The organism is Nocardioides zeae (assembly GCF_010686755.1).
Classification (GTDB): Bacteria; Actinomycetota; Actinomycetes; order Propionibacteriales; family Nocardioidaceae; genus Nocardioides; species Nocardioides zeae.
Map to the genome: position 1 here is coordinate 252183 of NZ_JAAGXA010000004.1, position 16693 is coordinate 268875.

Below are 16693 nucleotides of genomic sequence, written 5' to 3' on the forward strand. Positions count from 1 at the left end.
CGGGGGGTAGCCAGCGCTCCGGAGGTGGGGGTCATCATGGAGATGCGCAGGTTCGAGCTGGTCGACGGCTCGGCAGACAAGTTCTGGTCCGTCGGTGTCGACGGTGCGCGGGTCGTCGTGCACTACGGGCGCAACGGCACCAACGGGCAGGTCAAGGAGAAGGTCCACGGCAGCCCGGACGACGCGGCCACGGACGCCGAGAAGCTGGTCGCCGCGAAGGTCAAGAAGGGGTACGTCGAGGCGGGCTCCGGCGCCGCACCCGCGACCGTGAGCGCACCCGCGACCGTGAGCGCACCCGCGCCGGCGTCCGCACCGGTGCCCGCGCCGGTGCCCGCGCCGGCCCCGCCGCCCGCCCCCGCACCCACGCCCGCACCCGCTTCCACTCCGGCGGAGCAGCCGGGGACGCACCGCGACGTACCGGAGCCAGAGGCGTTCGAGCCCGGGGACCTCGGCTTCCGGTGGCACCCGCTCGAGCTGGCTGCGCTCCCCGAGGGACCGGCGGCGCCCGCCGCCGACCCGGAGGGCTCCCCGCAGGAGGTCGTCGCCGCCTGCGAGGCCGCGGTCGAGGCGCACCTGGTCGCGGACACCTCGGACTACCGCCGCCACGAGTGGGCCGCGAGCCCGCCGTTCGCGGGCGTGCCCGGCGAGCTGACGGCCCGGTGGTGGCGGACCTACATGCGGGAGCACGTGCCCGAGGTCCACGAGGACGGCCGGTGGCGCCCCGTGACCTCCGCCGAGTGGCAGCAGGCGCGGGTGGAGGGGCGGAAGCTGAAGGAGTACGGCGGCCACCTCGACCAGCGGCAGCGCCGGGCGCGGGCCTCCGAGGTCGTGCTGGACGCGGCGGCCGCGCTGCCGCCCGGACTGACCGACCTCACCGGCGGGGTCCAGTTCTGCAACCTCGACGACGTCTCCGAGATCGCGGTCGACCTCGTCACCGACGGCCGCGCCGCGGTGCTCGAGCGGATCACGTCGCGGATCGCCCTCGAGTGGGCGCCCGCGTTCCGCGCGCTCGTCCCCGACCTGACCGCGGCCGAGGTGGACGCCGCCCTCGACCGCACGCGGGCGCGCTGGGCCGCGGAGGGCACGCCGCGGTTCATCGACCCGGACCTGCAGCCCGCGCTGCTGCGCAGCGTGCTCCTGGCGAGCCCCGAGGAGCACACCGACCTGGTCGCGGGGACGACCGTCGGGTCCGACGGCTACCTCTCCCTCGCGCACCTCGGCCGTCTCGTCGCCGCCGCCGTGCGGCTGCCCGACGCCGACGCCCGTCGGGCGCTCTGGGAGCGGGTGGTGGACGCGTCCGAGAGCGACGGCCTCCAGGTCTCGGACACCGCCCCGCTACCGTCCGCCCTCGCGATCGGCCTGTTCGGCGTGCCGATGTTCGAGCGCGCGGTCGCGGTCGTCTGCGCCAAGGGTCGCGGCGGCGAGGCCGTCGCGCTCGCCCAGCGCCTCGCGTCGCGCGTCGACGGGCCCGGCGCGGTGCCGGGGATGCTGCGGCTCCTCGCGCGGTCGAAGGCCGGCACCGTCGCCCGCGACTGGCTCGTGGCGCACCGGGGGTTGCTCGCGGCGTACGAGGGTCCGCTGGACCGCACCGAGCGGGAGGCGCTCGGCGGGCTCGTGCGGGAGATCCTCGTCGTCGACCCCTCGTTCGCGCCCCGGCACCCGGCGATGGTCGCGGTCACCGAGGAGGTGCAGCGGCTCGCTGCGCTGCCGGTGCTGGGCGCCGACGGCGCGATGCCGACGTGGTGGACGGAGGCGGTCGCGGCCGAGGAGGCCGCCGAGGTCGTTCCCAGCAAGATCAAGGTGCTGAAGAAGCTCCCGGCGTGGACGGGCGCGCTGCCGCCGCTGCGCGTGACCGACGCAGAGGGGGAGGCCCGCCTCGACCCCGCCGCGACCGCGGCCGTGCTGGGCTCGGCCATGCGCAGCGCGTGCGACCCGACGCTCGCCCCGCGACCCCTGGTCGCAGCGGTGCGGGAGCGCATGAGCGCCTCGGCCCGGGACGCGGTGGGCAGCGGCCTGCTGCGGGGCTTCCTCGGCAACGGCGCGGCCTCGGGCGAGCGGGCGCTGTTCCTGGCGTCGGGGTTCCTGGGGGCGGAGGGGTACGTCGCGGAGCTGACCCCGCTCGTGCGGGCCTGGCCCGGCGAGAGCCAGCACCAGCGGGCCGTGCTCGGCCTCGACGCGCTCGCCGCGACCGGCACCAACGCCGCGATGCAGTCCATCTCCGGCATCGCGGGCAAGTCGAAGTTCAAGGGCGTGCAGAAGGCCGCGAACGAGTCGTTGCAGCGCCTCGCCGACCTGCAGGGCCTCACGGTCGACGAGTTCGAGGACCGGGTCGTGCCCGACGCCGGCCTCGACGAGCGCGGCGTGCGGGTGCTCGACTACGGCCCGCGACAGTTCCGGGTCGGGCTCGGCACCGACGGCAAGCCGGTGGTGCACGCGCTCGGCGACGACGGTCGGCCGACCGGGAAGCCCCGCACCTCGTTGCCCGCGCCCAACAGCAAGGACGACGCCGAGAAGGCTGCGGAGACGAAGAAGGAGTTCACGGTGCTGCGCAAGCAGCTCACCGACGTGGCCTCCATCCAGACGACCCGGCTCGAGCGCGCGATGGTGACCGGGCGGGTGTGGTCGGCGGGCGACCACGCGGCGTACGTGCTGCGGCACCCGGTGCTCAACGCGCTCGTGCGGCCGCTGGTGTGGCGCCTGGTCGAGGCCGACGGCGCGGAGCGGCTGGTGCGGGTGACGGAGGACCGGGAGTACGTGACGGCCGAGGAGGACCCCGTGGAGCCCGGCGCGGGCGCCACGATCGCGCTCGCGCACCCGCTCACCATCGACGAGGTCGACAAGGACGCGTGGCGTGCGCACCTGCTCGACTACGAGCTGACCTCGCCCGTCGAGCAGCTCGACCGTGCCGTGTTCGGGCTGCCGGAGGGGCAGAGCGGGCCCTCGCTCGCCGGTCTGCCGACGGGGCGGATCGGTCCCGGCGCGCTGTCGACGACGCTGGAGCGCGCGGGCTGGCGCCGCGGCGAGCCGCAGGACGCCGGCGTCATCCACGTGTTCACCCTGGCACTGCCGACCCACGGGGTCGGTGTAGTGCTCGAGATCTCCGACGGGCTGTGGGCCGGGATGCTCCACGAGTCGGGTCCGCAGAAGCTGGACGCCGTGAGCCTCGTGCCGCTGTCGTACGTCGAGGGCGGCGTGGGCTACGTCTGGTGGCAGCGCGAGGACCCGCGGCTCGACTGGGCGACCGCCGACCCGGTGGTGGTCTCCGAGGTGCGCCGCACGCTCGCCGCGGTCGAGGCGAGGATGGAGGCGTGAGCATTCCCGCCCCCCGCGTCCAGCGCCCGTCGGCCGAGACGCGCTGGGCGGACGAGCTCGACCGCCTCGCCGACCGCGATCGCCGCACGGGCGCCCGTGTGCCCGAGGGGTGGCGCCTGTCCCCGCGCAGCGTCGTCGACTTCGTGCTCGGCGACGCGGGCCAGCGCGACGGGCTCGGGCTGGAGACCAAGTTCGTCGGCGACCGGGCGCTCGTCGAGCGGTGCGTGGTCGCGCTCGCCACCGACCGCGGCCTCATGCTCGTCGGCGAGCCGGGCACGGCGAAGTCGTTCCTCTCCGAGCTGCTCGCCGCCGCGGTCTCCGGCGACTCGACGCTCACCGTGCAGGGCACGGCGTCGACCACGGAGGACGCGATCACCTACTCGTGGAACTACGCCCTCCTGCTGGCGCGCGGGCCCAGCCTCGACGCGCTCGTGCCGGCGCCCGTGCACCGCGGCATGAGCACCGGCGCGGTGGTGCGGTTCGAGGAGATCACCCGCTGCCCGATCGAGACGCAGGACTCGTTGCTCTCCGTGCTGTCCGACCGGGTGCTCGTCGTGCCCGAGCTCGAGGACGAGCACCGGGTGCTCCACGCCCGCCGCGGCTTCTCGGTGATCGCCACCGCCAACGTGCGCGACCGGGGCGTCAACGACATGAGCGCGGCGCTCAAGCGGCGCTTCAGCTTCGAGACCATCCACCCCATCGCCGACCTGCGTCGGGAGGCCGAGCTCGTGCAGCGCCAGAGCGACGCGATCCTCGCCGACGCCGGCATCACCGCCGCGCTGCCCGGCGACCTCACCGAGGTGCTGGTGACGATGTTCGCGGAGCTGCGGCGCGGGCGCACCGCGGACGGCCGTCCGGTCGAGCAGCTCTCGACCGCGATGTCGACGGCGGAGGCGGTGTCCGTCGCGGTCGCGACGGGGCTCTCGTCGGCGTGGTTCACCGCCGCGCCGCCGCGCGGCGAGGACGTCGTCGGCGCCCTGCTCGGCACGGCGCTCAAGGACTCCGACGAGGACCGGTCCCGTCTGCGGGGCTACCTGACGCGGGTCGCGAAGGAGCGCGGCGGGCGGTGGCAGGAGCTGCACGCCGCCCGCGGCCTGCTCGATGGCTGAGGTCCGGGCGACCGCGGAGGTCGCCGAGGTCGACGCGCAGGGCGTCTGCTGGGTGCCCGTGCGCCACCACTCGCCGGCCGCCACCCGCGCGGTCCGCGACCTCGTCGCCCGCCTGCGCCCGGTGGCCGTGCTCGTGGAGGGCCCGGCCGACTACACGCGCATCGACCAGCTGCTGCTCGCGCACACGCCGCCCGTCTCGCTCATGACCTGGTTCCGCCGCGAGACGCCGGAGCGCACGCAGGTGGCCTACGCGCTCTACCCGTTCGCGGTCTTCAGCCCCGAGTGGCACGCGGTGCGCGACGGCGCGGCCTCCGGCGCCGACGTGCGGTTCGTCGACCTGCCGTGGCACGCGCAGGTGGTCGTCGAGGAGGGCGGGTACGACGCGGGCCCGGCCCCCACCGAGGGCGCGGCCCTGCACCGCACCGACGAGGTCAGCGCGTCGTTCTTCGACGGGCTCGCGGCGTACACGGGGCGGCGGGAGATGTCGGCGGTCTGGGACGAGCTGGCGGAGATCGACCCGGAACTGGGGACCGCGACCTACCTGCGGAGGGCGGCGCTGCTGGGCGCCGGGATCCGCGCGGACGGCGACGCCCGCCGTGATGCCCGCGCGCTCGCGGACCGGGCGCTCGACGAGGCCCGCGAGGCCCACATGGCCGCGGAGATCCGCCGGGCGCGGGCCGACCACCCGGACGGGGTGCTGCTCGTCGTCACCGGCGCCGCCCACACGGCGGCCCTGCAGGAACGCCTGGCCGAGGCGCCCCGGGCCGACGAGCTCGCCGGTCCGCCGCCGACCCCCGCCGACCTGGAGACGGGGCAGGCGCTGGTGCCGACGTCGTACCCGGCGCTCGACGAGCAGCGCGGCTACCTGGCGGGGCAGCCGAGCCCGGGCTACTACGACCGCGTGCACCGGGCGGCCGGCGCGGAGGCCGCGGCGCTGACGGACACCGTGCTCACCGAGGCGGTCGCCGCGCTGCGCGACGCAGGGGCGACCCTGTCGGCGGCCGACCTGATCGCGGCGCGGGCGGCGATGCTGGGACTGGCGACGCTCCGCGGCCACGCCCGGCCCTGGCGCGACGACCTCGTCGACGCGCTCACCTCGACGCTGGTGAAGGACACGGTGGCGCCCGACGCCGCGACCAGTGCCGACGGTGGCCACCCGCTCCTCAACCGGGTGCGCGAGCTGATGCGCGGCGACGCGGTCGGGCGGTTGGCGCCGGGCACCGACGTGCCGCCGCTCGTGGTCGAGGTGGAGGCGCGCTGCGCGGCGCTGGGGATGCCGCTGACCCCGCAGCCGACGACGCACACGCTCGACCTGGAGGACGACGCCGACCGCGAGCGGGCGCAGCTGCTCCAGCGGCTCCGGGTGCTGGAGATCCCGGCGGGACGGCTCGTGCGGGACGTGCGCGGTCCCGACCCGCAGGGGCCGATCGGCACGCAGGTGGGTGCGCGGGTGGACTCCACCCAGGAGTGGCGGGTGCGGGGCGGCACGACGGTGACCGCCCGGGCGGTGCTGGCGAGCCGGTGGGGCGCGAGCATCGAGCAGGCCGTGCTCGCGGTGCTCGGGCGCCGGGCCGCGGAGGGCGACGTCGCATCCCTCACCAGCGCGCTCCTCGACGCGGTGCTGTGCGGTCTCCCCGACCTGACGGGACGGCTCAGCGAGCAGGTCGAGGTGGGCACGCTGGCCCTCGACCGGCTCCCGGAGCTCGTCGAGCCGCTCGGGGTGCTGCTGCGGCTGCACCGGTTCGACCGGTGGTACGGCACGACCGACCGCGCCGACCTCGGGGCACTGCTGCGCCTCGTCGGCCTGCGGTGCGTCGAGCTGGTCGAGCGGCTCGGACCGCAGGGCCCGGGCGCGCCGTCGGAGCAGCTCGCGGTCGCCCTGCGCCGACTCGTCGACGCCGTCGTCGCGTCGCCCGCGCTGCAGGACCTCGAGCCGCGGCTCGCGGCAGCCGTGGCCGAGCAGCTCGCGCGGGGCAGCACCCGCTCGGGCCACGCCCCGGAGGCGCTGGGCGCTCTCACCGGCGCCCGCTGGCTCCTCGCGTCGGTCGCGCCGCGGGACCTCGCGGCGGTCGGTCCCGAGGGCGCGCCGGACCCGGCGGGGACGGGGGAGTGGTACGCCGGGCTCCTCGCCGTCGCCGGCCACCTCGCCCTCGCGGCGCCGGAGATCTTCGACCCGCTCGACGCCGCCCTGCGGCACTGGTCGCCCGACGACTTCCGCCGCGCGCTCCCCGACCTGCGCCGGGCCGCGACCAGCCTGCTCCCGCGCGAGCGTCGCGCGCTGCTGGCGCACCTGGGGGGCGGGCTCGTCGGGGCTTCCTCCCCGGTGGGCGGTGACCTCGTCGTACCGGAGCACGAGCTGGCCGCCCTCCTCGCCCGGGAGGACGCGCTGTGGGCGCTCGTGGAGGAGCACACGGGGCCGCTGCGAGCGGGTACGGCGCGGTGACCGCCCCGCCCGGGGCCCCGAGCCCCGACGAGGAGGAGCTGGTCGCCCGGCGGTGGCGGCTGGTGCTGGGGCCGTCGGCCGACGACGCGCTGGGCCGGCCCGTCGGCGAGGACGCCCGCCTCGACGACGCGCTCGGCTTCCTGGAGGAGGGCACGTCACGCACGGCGGGCTCGACCGGCTCCGGCTTCCTGACCAGCACGGACTGGATCAACGAGGTGCAGGAGCTGTTCCCGCGCTCGGTGGCCGACCGGCTGGTCGAGCGGGCGGTGGAGACGCGGGGCGTCGACGACCTCGTGCTCGACGCCGAGGCGTTGGCCGCCGTCACCCCGAGCCAGGCGTTGCTGACGGCGATCCTCCGCAACCGCAGCCTCATGGCGCCCCACGTGCTCGCCGCGGCCCGCACGGTCGTCGCGCAGGTCGTGGCCGAGCTCGTGGAGCGGCTGGCGACGCCGGTGCGCAACCCGTTCACCGGCGTCCGCGACCCCCGGCGCCCCAGCCGCCAGCGCGTGGCCGCCAACTTCGACGCCCGGGCCACCATCCGGGCCAACCTGCGCAACGTCGACCCGGTCAGCGGGCAGCTCGTCATCAAGCGGCCGCTGTTCGCCAGCCGCGTGCGCCGCCAGGTCGACCGGTGGCAGGTGATCGTCGCGGTCGACCAGTCCGGGTCGATGGCCGGCTCGGTCATCCACTCGGCCGTGACGGCGGCGATCTTCCACGGCGTGGGGTCGATCCGCACCCACCTCGTCGCGTTCGACACCGAGGTCGTCGACCTCTCCGACCAGCTGGCCGACCCGGTCGAGGTGCTGCTCGGGGTGCAGCTCGGCGGGGGGACGGACATCGGGAAGGCGGTGCGCTACTGCGCGTCGCTCGTGACCGAGCCGCGGCGGGCGATCGTGGTCGTCATCAGCGACTTCTTCGAGGGCGGCGACGTGGCGGTGCTCCGCGCGGCGGTGCGGGAGCTCGCCGAGAGCGGCGTGACCGTGCTGGCGCTCGCCGCGCTGGAGGAGGACGGCACCGTCACCGTGCACGAGGACGAGGCCCGCGAGCTCGCCCGGCTCGGCGCGCACGTCGGCGCGATGACGCCCGACGTGCTCGCGCAGTGGGTCGCGGAGGTCGTCGACGGTCGGCGCGAGGCGGGGCCGCCGGCGGCGCCGCCCGCTCCGTCACCGGGGGCCGGCCCGGCGCGGGGGGTGAGCCGGTGATCCCCGACCTCAGCGGGCTGACGCCCGACGTGCTGCGCGACCTCACCAACGTCGGCACGGTGCGTCGCGCGGAGCGGGAGGTCGACCAGGGCACCGTCGAGGTGACCTTCGCGGAGACCGACGCGGGGCTCGAGGCGACCGCGCCCGACGCCTCGTGCCTGCTGGGCGCCGGGCCCTTCGACTCGTGGCGCTGCGACTGCGCGGCGGGCGGGGGCTGTCGCCACGTCGTACGCGCGGTGCTGGCGTGGCGCTCCACCGCCGCAGGTCGTGGTGTGAGCCCTCCGGAAAGTGGCGGCCCGGCACCACGACCCGGGGAGGGGGACGGCGGGGGAGCGGTCGACGCCCGGACGGCGGCGGCAGCGGCACGCGCGCGGGCGGCGTACGGGCTCGTCGCCACGGTGCAGCGCGGCGCGCGCACGACGGTCGTGCTCCACGTGCCCGCCGAGGCGACGGTGCGGTTCGGTGCGGACGCCGACCCGCGGTTCGCGCGCTGCGACTGCGGCCAGCCCGGTTGCGTCCACCTCGACCACGCGCTCGCCGCGCTGGCAGGTCGGGCCGCGGACGGCCCGGGGGACGGTCTCGTCGCCGTGGACCCGGAGGGGGGCGGAGCCGCCGCAGCGCCCGGCGCCCTCACCGACGCCTGGCGCGACTGGTGGGCGCAGCTCGTCACCCTCGGTCTCGGTGCGGCGGAGGAGCTCGTCGCCGCCGGGGTGGGGCTCGCCACGCGGATGGAGGACGCCGGCCTCGTCCACCCGGGTGCGGTCGTGCGCGACCTCGTCGCCCAGCTCGCCCACCAGGCCGCGCGGGACGCGGAGGTGTCGCCGGCCCGGCTCGTGGGTCTCGCGGGCGAGCTGGAGTCGCGGCTGCGGGCGCTCGCGCGACCCGGGGGCGTCCCGCCCGCGCTGGTCGCCGGCGTGCCCGACGCCGAGCAGACCGTCGGCGCCCAACGTCTCGTCGGCCTCGGGGCCGAGCACCTGCACGTCGGGGGCTGGGGTCGGCTGCGGGTCTACCTGGGCGACGTGCGCTCGGGGGCCGTGCGCACGCTGACGGTGGAGGGGACCGACACCGAGGAGACGCCGGTGACCGCGCGGCGGCTGGGGGCGCGGTCGCGGTCGGGCAGCACGTACGCCGACTGGGCCGCCGCCGCTGCGGTCCTCCCGCGCAGCCGACGCCGGGGCGCGGAGCTCGTGCTGCCACGGGCCTCACCGGCAGTCCGCCGCGGCGGGACCTGGCCGGTGCCCGACGACTCGCCGCTGCTCGCCGACCGCCTCGACATGGTCGCCGTGGGGGTCGACGTCCCCGGCCCCCTCGCGCCCCGCGGCTCCGCGGCCGGCGTCGGCGCCGTGCGGGTCGCCTCCGTGCGGGACGTCGTGCACGACCTGCTCGAGGCCCGGCTGACGGCGACCATCGTCGACGAGCGGGGAGCGACGGCCCGGATCGAGCTGCCCGTGTCGGCCCGTGCACGGCCGGGCATCGAGGCGACGGCGGAGCGGTTGGCGTCGGGGACGACGACCGCCGTGGCGGGCCGGTGGGTACGTCGCGCCGAGGGTCTCGTCGTCCGGCCCACCTTGCTCGACGGGGCGGGCGGGCCGCTCGTCGTGCCGCTCGCCGAGGGGGCCGAGGGGGCCGAGGGGGCCGGCGGATCTCCGGCGGGGGAGGCCGAGCCGTCGACCGACCCGTGGCAGCGGCTCACGGGAGACGTCACCGAGACGCTGGGACGCCTGCTGGTGCTGGGGGCGCGTCGCGGTGCGGCGGGCTTGCGCCGCGACCTGGCCGATCACGCGGCCCGAGCCGAGAGGCTGGGCCTGCTGCGCTGGGCCGGGGCCCTGCGGGCGGCCGCGGGCGAGGAGCTCGACCCGGCCGACCTGCTCGACCCGGCCGACCTGCTCGACCTGGCCGTGCTGCTGGAGATGGGGCGCTAGGCCGTTCGCGCCCTCACCGGTCGTGGTGTGAGGCCCCCGGAAAGTGGTGGCCTCGCACCACGACCCGGGGGCGGGGAAGGGATGGGACTCAGGGCATCCGCAGGACGCCGAGCCCCTTGTAGAGGTCGACGCGCTCGATGGTCGCGCCGGGCTCCGACTCGGCCCAGCGCTCGCCGGTGATGCGCTCGTCGGAGCGGTCGTAGTCGTCCATGAGCACCAGGGCGCCCGGCGCGAGGCGGTCGCGCATGACCGGGAATGCGGGGTACCGCGCCTCGGGGCCGCCCGATCCCGGCGGGCCGTCGACGATCATGAGGTCGATCGGGGGCAGGTCGCCGATCGCAGCCGCGTCGTACCACTGCGGTTCGTGGCCCGGCACGGGCGAGTCGACGAGCGGCGCGATCCGCACCTCGGCGACGTCGGCGACGCCCGCCTCCTCGAGGGTGCGCTGCGTCTGGCCGCCGTAGTAGGCGTCGTGGTCGACGGAGATGATGCGGGTCGGCAGCCCGTACTGCTTCGCGACGAGCCCCATGAGGAGCGTCGACGAGCCGGAGCCGAACTCGAGCACCGTCGCCGGGCGCCGGGTGCGGAGCAGGTCCACCAGGTGGAGCAGCAGGTCGGGCGACGCCGCGAAGCCGCTGAGGCCGGGCAGCGGACGCTCGATGCGCACCGCGTCGAAGAGCTGCAGCAGCGCCTGGGTCTGGCGCGTGGTGCCGACGTTCTCCGCCGTCAGCATCTTCTGCACCTCGTCCAGCGTCGACGCCCGGACGCGGTGGAGCTCGGCCCGCTCGGCCTTCGCGGAGTCGGACACCGCGCCGCGGACGAGGTCGGTGGTGCGGATCGCGTTCTTCTCGACGGACTCCCGGAGGCCGTCGGTGCGGGCCTTGAGCAGCGTCACGACCGTGTCGGTGCCGGCGCCGACGTGGCGGTCGTTGACGGCGAGCCGGCCGACCACCCCGTGCAGCGCGCCGAGGAGGACGGCCTGCACCGTCAGCACCACGCCGAGACCCAGCCCGATGAGCCAGGCCCCGTCGAGGTCGACCACCACCGCCGCGAGCAGCGGCAGCCCCACGAGCCCGACGAGGGCGACCAGGGCGACGACGGGACGTCCCCGTCGGGGGAGGAGGGTGCTCAGCGGCGTGCGTGACGTCATGGTCAGGAATCTATCCAGACCCGCCGACGGTGTGGGGCAGCGGCGCGTCAGGCCAGTCCGCGGATCGCGCGCGCAGGCGGCCGCCGTCCCGCGATGGTCCACGCCATGTCGACCACCTGACGGGTCTCGGGCACCTGGTGGACGCGGTAGATCCGCGCGCCCGCCTGGGCGCAGATCGCGGTGGCGGCCAGCGTGCCGAGCAGCCGGTCGCCGACCCCGCGGTCGAGGGTCTCGCCCACGAAGTCCTTGTTGGAGAGGCTGACGAGCACCGGCCAGCCCGTCGCGACCATCTCGCCGAGCCGGCGGGTCACCTCCAGCGACTGGAACGTGTTCTTCCCGAAGTCGTGGGCGGGGTCGATCACGATCGACTCCCGCGCCACGCCGGCGGCGAGCGCGCGCTCGGCGTACGCCGTGGTGTCGGCGATCGCGGAGGCGACCACGTCGTCGTACGCCAGCCGGTGCGGTCGCGTGCGCGGCGTGACCCCGCCGGTGTGGGTGCAGATGATCGCGGCGTCGTGCTCGGCGGCGGCGTCGACGAGCTCGGGGTCGGCACCGCCCCACGCGTCGTTGAGCACGTCGGCGCCCTCGGCGCAGACGGCGCGGCCGACGGAGGCGCGCCAGGTGTCGACGGAGATGACGAGGTCGGGGTACGCCGCGCGCACCCGCGCCACGAACGACACCACGCGGCGCCGCTCCTCCGCCTCGTCGATCTCGACGCCCGGCGCGGCCTTGATGCCGCCGATGTCGACGATCTCCGCGCCCTCGTCGACGACCTGCGCCACGCGGTCGAAGGCCTTGTCCTCCGCCCAGGTGGCGCCCTTGTCGTAGAACGAGTCGGGCGTGCGGTTGACGATCGCCATCATCAGCGTGGCGTCGTCGGGGAACGAGTGCCGCCCCAGGCGCAGCGTCATGCGGTCTCCTCCGGTGCCAGGACCGTGCGTTGGGGTGGGCGCTCGCCCACGGTCACGGCCCGCAGGTGCGGTACGGCGCCGGCCTCGGTGCGCACGAACTGCCGCAGCCCGACCGTGTCGACGCCGGCGACCTCGCCCGTGCGGCGCGCGACCGCGGCGAGGATCTGCGTCGCCATCGCGCCCAGGTCGGCCAGCCCTTGGTGGCGGTGCGAGCGGCGTCCGAGGTCGACCTGGGCGATCGCGTCCGCGCCCCGCGCGCGCAGGGTGTCGACGAGCGCGGCCAGCTCGACGGCGTACCCGGTCGGGACGCTCAGCGAGCCGAACAGGTCGCGCCGCACCGCCCACTCGCCCGCCAGCGGCTGCACGAGCCCGGCGAGCTCCGGGAACGCGAGCGCGATCAGCGGGCGGGCGACGAGCTCGGTGACCCGCCCCCCGTCGTACGGACCCCCGCCCTCGACGTCGAGCGGCCGCTCGTAGAAGCCCTTGACCAGACCGACGGTCGGATCGGTGAGGAGGGGGCCGAGGAGGCCGGGCACGAAGTGGGTGTCCCACTCACGCAGGTCGGCGTCCATGAAGACGAGCACGTCGCCGCGGGTCACGAAGAGCGACTTCCACATCGCCTCGCCCTTCCCGGGCGCCCAGCCGAGGTCGGGGCGGATGTCGGCGGCGGCGTGCACCACGGCGCCCGCGTCGGCCGCTGCCTGCGCCGTGCCGTCGGTGGAGTCGGAGTCGATGACGACGATCTCGTCGAGGAGGCGCGCGGTCTCGACGAGCCGCTCGCGCACGCGGGTCACGACGTCGCCGACGGTGGCGGCCTCGTTGCGGGCCGGTACGACGAGGCTGACGGTCGCGCCGGACGCCTCGCGCGCGGCGAGGAGGGCGTCGAGCGACCAGTCCTGCCAGTGGTGGGTGCGACGGGCCGACCACGCGGACGTGGCGTCGTCAGGGCGCGGCGCGTTCACCTCGACAGGTTAGAGGTGGGTCGGGAACGGGGTCGGGGCGGTCGGCGCGGGCCGGTGGGGAAAACAGGTCGAGGACTGTCAGCCGCTCCTGCCAGGCTGCACCCATGCCCGACCAGGACGCCTTCATCGACGCCTTCGCCCGCTTCCTCGACAGGGTGGTGCACGACCACGAGCGCAGGACCTCGTCCGACCCGGGCGAGCTGGTGCGGATCCTCGACGCCCATCTCGGCACGCCGGCCGCCGACTGCTCGATCGTGACGGAGAAGCTGCCGCCCTGGCGCCTCGTCGACGCCGACGTGGTGATGGAGTCGATGGCGGATGCGGCCGGTCGCGTGCTGGGTCTGTCCGTCGACCGGCGGCAGCACGATGTCAGCTTCCGCTCGATCGTGGCTGGCCGGCACGGTGCGGCGGGCATCGCTCCGGTGGACCACGTCACGATGCCGATCGGGCCGGGGGAGGAGCGCCGCGTCGTCTCCCGCGGCCTGCGTCTCCTGACCTGGGCCGGCGAGCCGGTGGCCGTGCTGCAGTCGGCCGCCGACCCGGAGTGGAACCGTCAGGAGGCGACCTTGGAGGTGGTCGGCGCCCGCCCCGCGACGGTGGACGCCTTCCTGGCGGAGGTCCGACGCCGGATGACCGCCGACAGCGTGCTGCGCGGGCAGGTGATGACGTTCCGTCCGCACGGGTTCGAGTCGATGCTCGGGGGCGTCGCCTTCGTCGAGCGGCCCTCCGTGGCGCGGGACGACGTCGTGCTCCCGGACGGTGCTTTCGAACGACTCGAGCAGCACGTGCTCGCGCTCGGCGTCCACCGGGAGGCGCTGCTCGCCGCCGGGCAGCACCTGAAGCGCGGCGTCCTGCTCTACGGCCCGCCGGGCACGGGCAAGACCCACACGGTGCGCCACCTCGTCGGAGCGGCCGCGGGCACGACCGTGCTGATGCTCAGCGGCAACTCCCTCGGTGCGGTGCGGGAGGCCGCGAGCATCGCCCGCGTGCTCGAACCCGCGATCGTCGTGCTGGAGGACTGCGACCTCATCGCCGAGGACCGCGACATGATGGGGTCGCCCGACTCGCTGCTGTTCGAGCTGTTGGAGGCGCTCGACGGCCTCGACGGGGACGCGGACGTCGCCTTCCTGCTCACGACCAACCGGCCCGACCTGCTGGAGCAGGCGCTGGCGCAGCGGCCGGGGCGCATCGACCTCGCCATCGAGGTGCCGCGACCTGACGCGGCCGCGCGGCGCCGGCTCTTCGCGCTCTACGCCCGGAGCCTCGACCTGAGCGATGCGGCCGTGGACGCGGCGGCCGACCGGGCGGAGGGTGTCACCGCCTCGTTCGCCAAGGAGCTGGTGCGCCGCACCGTGCTGGCCGCCGCCGTGGAGGGCGTGCCCGTCGCCGACCGGCACCTGGAGGAAGCCCTCGACGAGCTCCTCGGTGACCGCGAGTCGTTCACCCGCAGCCTGCTGGCCTCGGGGCCGGCGACGCACGAGGACGAGGCGCTCGGTCCCCGCCGTCGCGGTGAGGTCGGCGAGTCGTGGCTCGACGAGGAGGGCAACAGCCACGTGGTCCTGGGTGGTGACTGACGTCAGCGGTCGGGGTCGAAGCCGTACTCGTCCAGCACGTGGCCCGACAGCGTCGTGCTCATCCGGGCGCCCTCCGCGTAGGCGTTCGTGATCCAGATGTCGACCTGGGGCAGCTTGTCGATCGGGTCGAGCCCGACCTGGACCCAGTTGAGCACGGCGTCCTCCACGTTGAGGTCGGCGATCCCGCGGCCGATGTTGTCGAAGAGGCGGGGCACGTCGAGGTCGGTCAGGTCGATCACGGAGGCGCCGCGCCCGAGGGTGTCGTCGCGGATCCACAGGTACGGCGCGCCCGGGTCCTCGTCGTTCACGGTCCAGGTCTCGGTGCGCGGCGTGGTCGCCGCCACCGGGATGGTGATGGACGCGCCGTTCTCGTCGAAGCGCAGCTCCGTCACGTAGGGGCGCTTCACCGCCCGCCACTGCTCGAGCAGCGTCGTCACGTGGGCCTCGTCGGGCGCCCAGTCGTCCAGACCCTCGAGCGCGACCGTGGGCCGGTCGGCGAACACGTCGCCCGGGTCCGGCTCCTCCGGCGTGAGGCGGACGTCGTCGATGGAGACGAGCTGGGCCCGCTGCTCGGCGACCGCCTCGTCGTGCTCGTCGGTGCCGAACAGCTGTCGCACCCCGACGCCTGCGCCGACGAGCAGCGCCACGGTGACGGCGAGGGTCAGGAGACGGCGGGTGCTGCTCGTGCTCGTGCCGGACGACGGCGGCGTACGGCGCGGGGCCGGCCTCGTCGCGAGCTGGGCCGCCGCCGCGTCGACGGCGTCACCCCGGAGGTCGGTGAGCAGGGTGGCCAGCTGGTCCACGTGGGTCGCCGCGAGGGCGGTCGCGGTGCGCTCCTCGCGCTCGACGGCGTCGAGCTGACCATCGACGTACGCCTCGGTGAGTGCCGCGACGACGGCGTTCCGGTCGGTGTCCCTCGCGCGCTTCGGTGGTGCCACGTCGGCAGTCCCTACCCACCCCGCGTCGTCCCGACTCCTGGCTGGGCGCCCGTCGCTAGCCTGATCGGCATGAGCACACCGGTGCAGACGGCCCCCGAGCGCGGTCCGGTCCGCGACGCCGCGACGCTGGTCGGCGGGTTCGTCGCGGTCCTGTGGGTCCTCGAGGTCGTCGACACGATCGTCGGCCACCGCCTCGACCAGTTCGGCGTGCAGCCGCGCACCGACGAGGGCCTCGTCGGCATCGCGACGGCGCCGCTGCTGCACCTCGGCTTCGAGCACCTCGTCTCCAACACGATCCCGCTGCTGGTGCTGGGCTTCGTCATCGCCCTGTCGGGGATCGGCCAGGCGCTCGCGGTCACGGGCGCGATCTGGGTCATCGGCGGCTTCGGCACGTGGCTCTTCGCCCCGTCGGGCACCAACCACATCGGCGCGTCGGTGCTCGTCTTCGGCTTCATCGTCTACCTGGTGCTCCGCGGCTTCTTCACCCGGCGCATCGGCCAGATCGCCGTCGGTGTCGTGGTGCTGGTGCTCTACGGCGGCGCCCTGTGGGGCGTGCTCCCGGGCCAGCCGGGCATCTCGTGGCAGGGCCACCTCTTCGGCGCCGTCGGCGGAGGGCTCGCGGCGGCGATGCTGACACCGCGCCGTACCGATCCGACAGGAGCTTCTCGATGACTGCGTTCTCGGTGACCCACGAGGCGACGGCCGTGCTGCCCGTCGAGCGGCAGGCCGTGTGGGACGTGCTGACCGACCCGGGGACGCTCGCCCAGCTGACGCCCATGCTGACCTCGATCGAGGAGCAGGGCGAGCACTGGGTGTGGCGCATGACGAAGGTGCCCGGGCTCAGCCTCGCCGTCGCCCCGGAGTTCACGGAGCGCATGACGTTCACGGAGCTGGAGCGCATCGACTTCCGCCACGACCCGCCCGCGGGACGGGACGAGGACGCGGGGGCCGAGGGGTGGTACGAGCTGCGTGACGCCACCGACGCCGAGCGGGGCGCCGCGGAGGTGGCCTCCCACCTGGCGATCAGCCTCACCATCACCGTCGACCTGCCGCTCCCGCGGCTGTCGGCGCCGGCGGTCAAGACCGCCATGAAGCGCGTCGTGGCCTCGATGGGCAACGGCTTCGCGGAGAACCTCGACCGGCACCTGGGGATCTGACCCCGGAGCACCC

General features: G+C 75.7%; 12 protein-coding genes. 8 read left to right on the top strand and 4 right to left on the bottom strand.

Features of this window, described 5'->3' with window-relative positions; all coding sequences use genetic code 11:
* Window positions 1-36: 36 nt before the first annotated feature.
* The 5 genes from G3T38_RS07835 to G3T38_RS07855 are packed head-to-tail and all read left to right on the top strand — an operon-like array spanning window position 37 to window position 9988.
* Complete coding sequence (locus G3T38_RS07835; protein WP_163771632.1) at window positions 37-3312, top strand: WGR and DUF4132 domain-containing protein; 3276 nt, start codon at window positions 37-39, stop codon at window positions 3310-3312.
* The gene (locus tag G3T38_RS07840; protein WP_163771634.1) at window positions 3309-4421 is read left to right on the top strand and encodes an AAA family ATPase; all 1113 of its coding nucleotides are present in this window, start codon (window positions 3309-3311) and stop codon (window positions 4419-4421) included. The genes G3T38_RS07835 and G3T38_RS07840 overlap by 4 nt, the downstream gene beginning before the upstream one ends.
* The gene (locus tag G3T38_RS07845; protein ID WP_163771635.1) at window positions 4414-6864 is read left to right on the top strand and encodes a DUF5682 family protein; all 2451 of its coding nucleotides are present in this window, start codon (window positions 4414-4416) and stop codon (window positions 6862-6864) included. The genes G3T38_RS07840 and G3T38_RS07845 overlap by 8 nt, the downstream gene beginning before the upstream one ends.
* The gene (locus G3T38_RS07850) at window positions 6861-8066 is read left to right on the top strand and encodes a VWA domain-containing protein (protein WP_338037525.1); all 1206 of its coding nucleotides are present in this window, start codon (window positions 6861-6863) and stop codon (window positions 8064-8066) included. The genes G3T38_RS07845 and G3T38_RS07850 overlap by 4 nt, the downstream gene beginning before the upstream one ends.
* The gene (locus G3T38_RS07855; protein ID WP_163771636.1) at window positions 8063-9988 is read left to right on the top strand and encodes a hypothetical protein; all 1926 of its coding nucleotides are present in this window, start codon (window positions 8063-8065) and stop codon (window positions 9986-9988) included. Before G3T38_RS07850 ends, G3T38_RS07855 begins: the two co-directional genes overlap by 4 nt.
* A gap of 88 nt (window positions 9989-10076) precedes the next feature.
* Here G3T38_RS07855 and G3T38_RS07860 read toward each other — a convergent pair whose 3' ends face one another.
* From G3T38_RS07860 to G3T38_RS07870, 3 genes are read right to left on the bottom strand one after another with little or no spacing between them, the layout of a single operon-like run.
* A complete protein-coding gene (locus G3T38_RS07860; protein ID WP_163771637.1) occupies window positions 10077-11138 on the bottom strand; it encodes a class I SAM-dependent methyltransferase in 1062 nt (353 codons plus the stop codon).
* A 47-nt stretch (window positions 11139-11185) separates the two neighbouring features.
* Window positions 11186-12049 (bottom strand): dihydropteroate synthase, encoded by an 864-nt coding sequence (gene folP, locus G3T38_RS07865; protein ID WP_163771638.1) that lies wholly within the window; start codon window positions 12047-12049, stop codon window positions 11186-11188.
* Entirely contained in the window at window positions 12046-13011 is a 966-nt protein-coding gene (locus G3T38_RS07870) for a glucosyl-3-phosphoglycerate synthase (RefSeq protein WP_163771639.1), read from the bottom strand. Before G3T38_RS07870 ends, folP begins: the two co-directional genes overlap by 4 nt.
* 104 nt (window positions 13012-13115) lie before the next feature.
* On the opposite strand from G3T38_RS07870, the gene G3T38_RS07875 reads away from it, so the two are divergent.
* Window positions 13116-14585 carry an AAA family ATPase gene (locus G3T38_RS07875; protein WP_163771640.1) on the top strand — a complete coding sequence of 490 codons (1470 nt, stop codon included), beginning with the start codon at window positions 13116-13118 and terminating at the stop codon, window positions 14583-14585.
* Between the two features lie 2 nt (window positions 14586-14587).
* Here the strand turns inward: G3T38_RS07875 and G3T38_RS07880 are convergent, their stop codons facing one another.
* A complete protein-coding gene (locus tag G3T38_RS07880; protein ID WP_163771641.1) occupies window positions 14588-15523 on the bottom strand; it encodes a DUF1707 domain-containing protein in 936 nt (311 codons plus the stop codon).
* 69 nt (window positions 15524-15592) lie between these two features.
* On the opposite strand from G3T38_RS07880, the gene G3T38_RS07885 reads away from it, so the two are divergent.
* Both G3T38_RS07885 and G3T38_RS07890 read left to right on the top strand, forming a co-directional pair.
* Window positions 15593-16195 carry a rhomboid family intramembrane serine protease gene (locus G3T38_RS07885; protein WP_163771642.1) on the top strand — a complete coding sequence of 201 codons (603 nt, stop codon included), beginning with the start codon at window positions 15593-15595 and terminating at the stop codon, window positions 16193-16195.
* Window positions 16192-16680: an SRPBCC family protein gene (locus tag G3T38_RS07890; protein WP_163771643.1), complete on the top strand. Its 489-nt coding sequence runs from the start codon at window positions 16192-16194 to the stop codon at window positions 16678-16680. Before G3T38_RS07885 ends, G3T38_RS07890 begins: the two co-directional genes overlap by 4 nt.
* Window positions 16681-16693 lie beyond the last annotated feature (13 nt).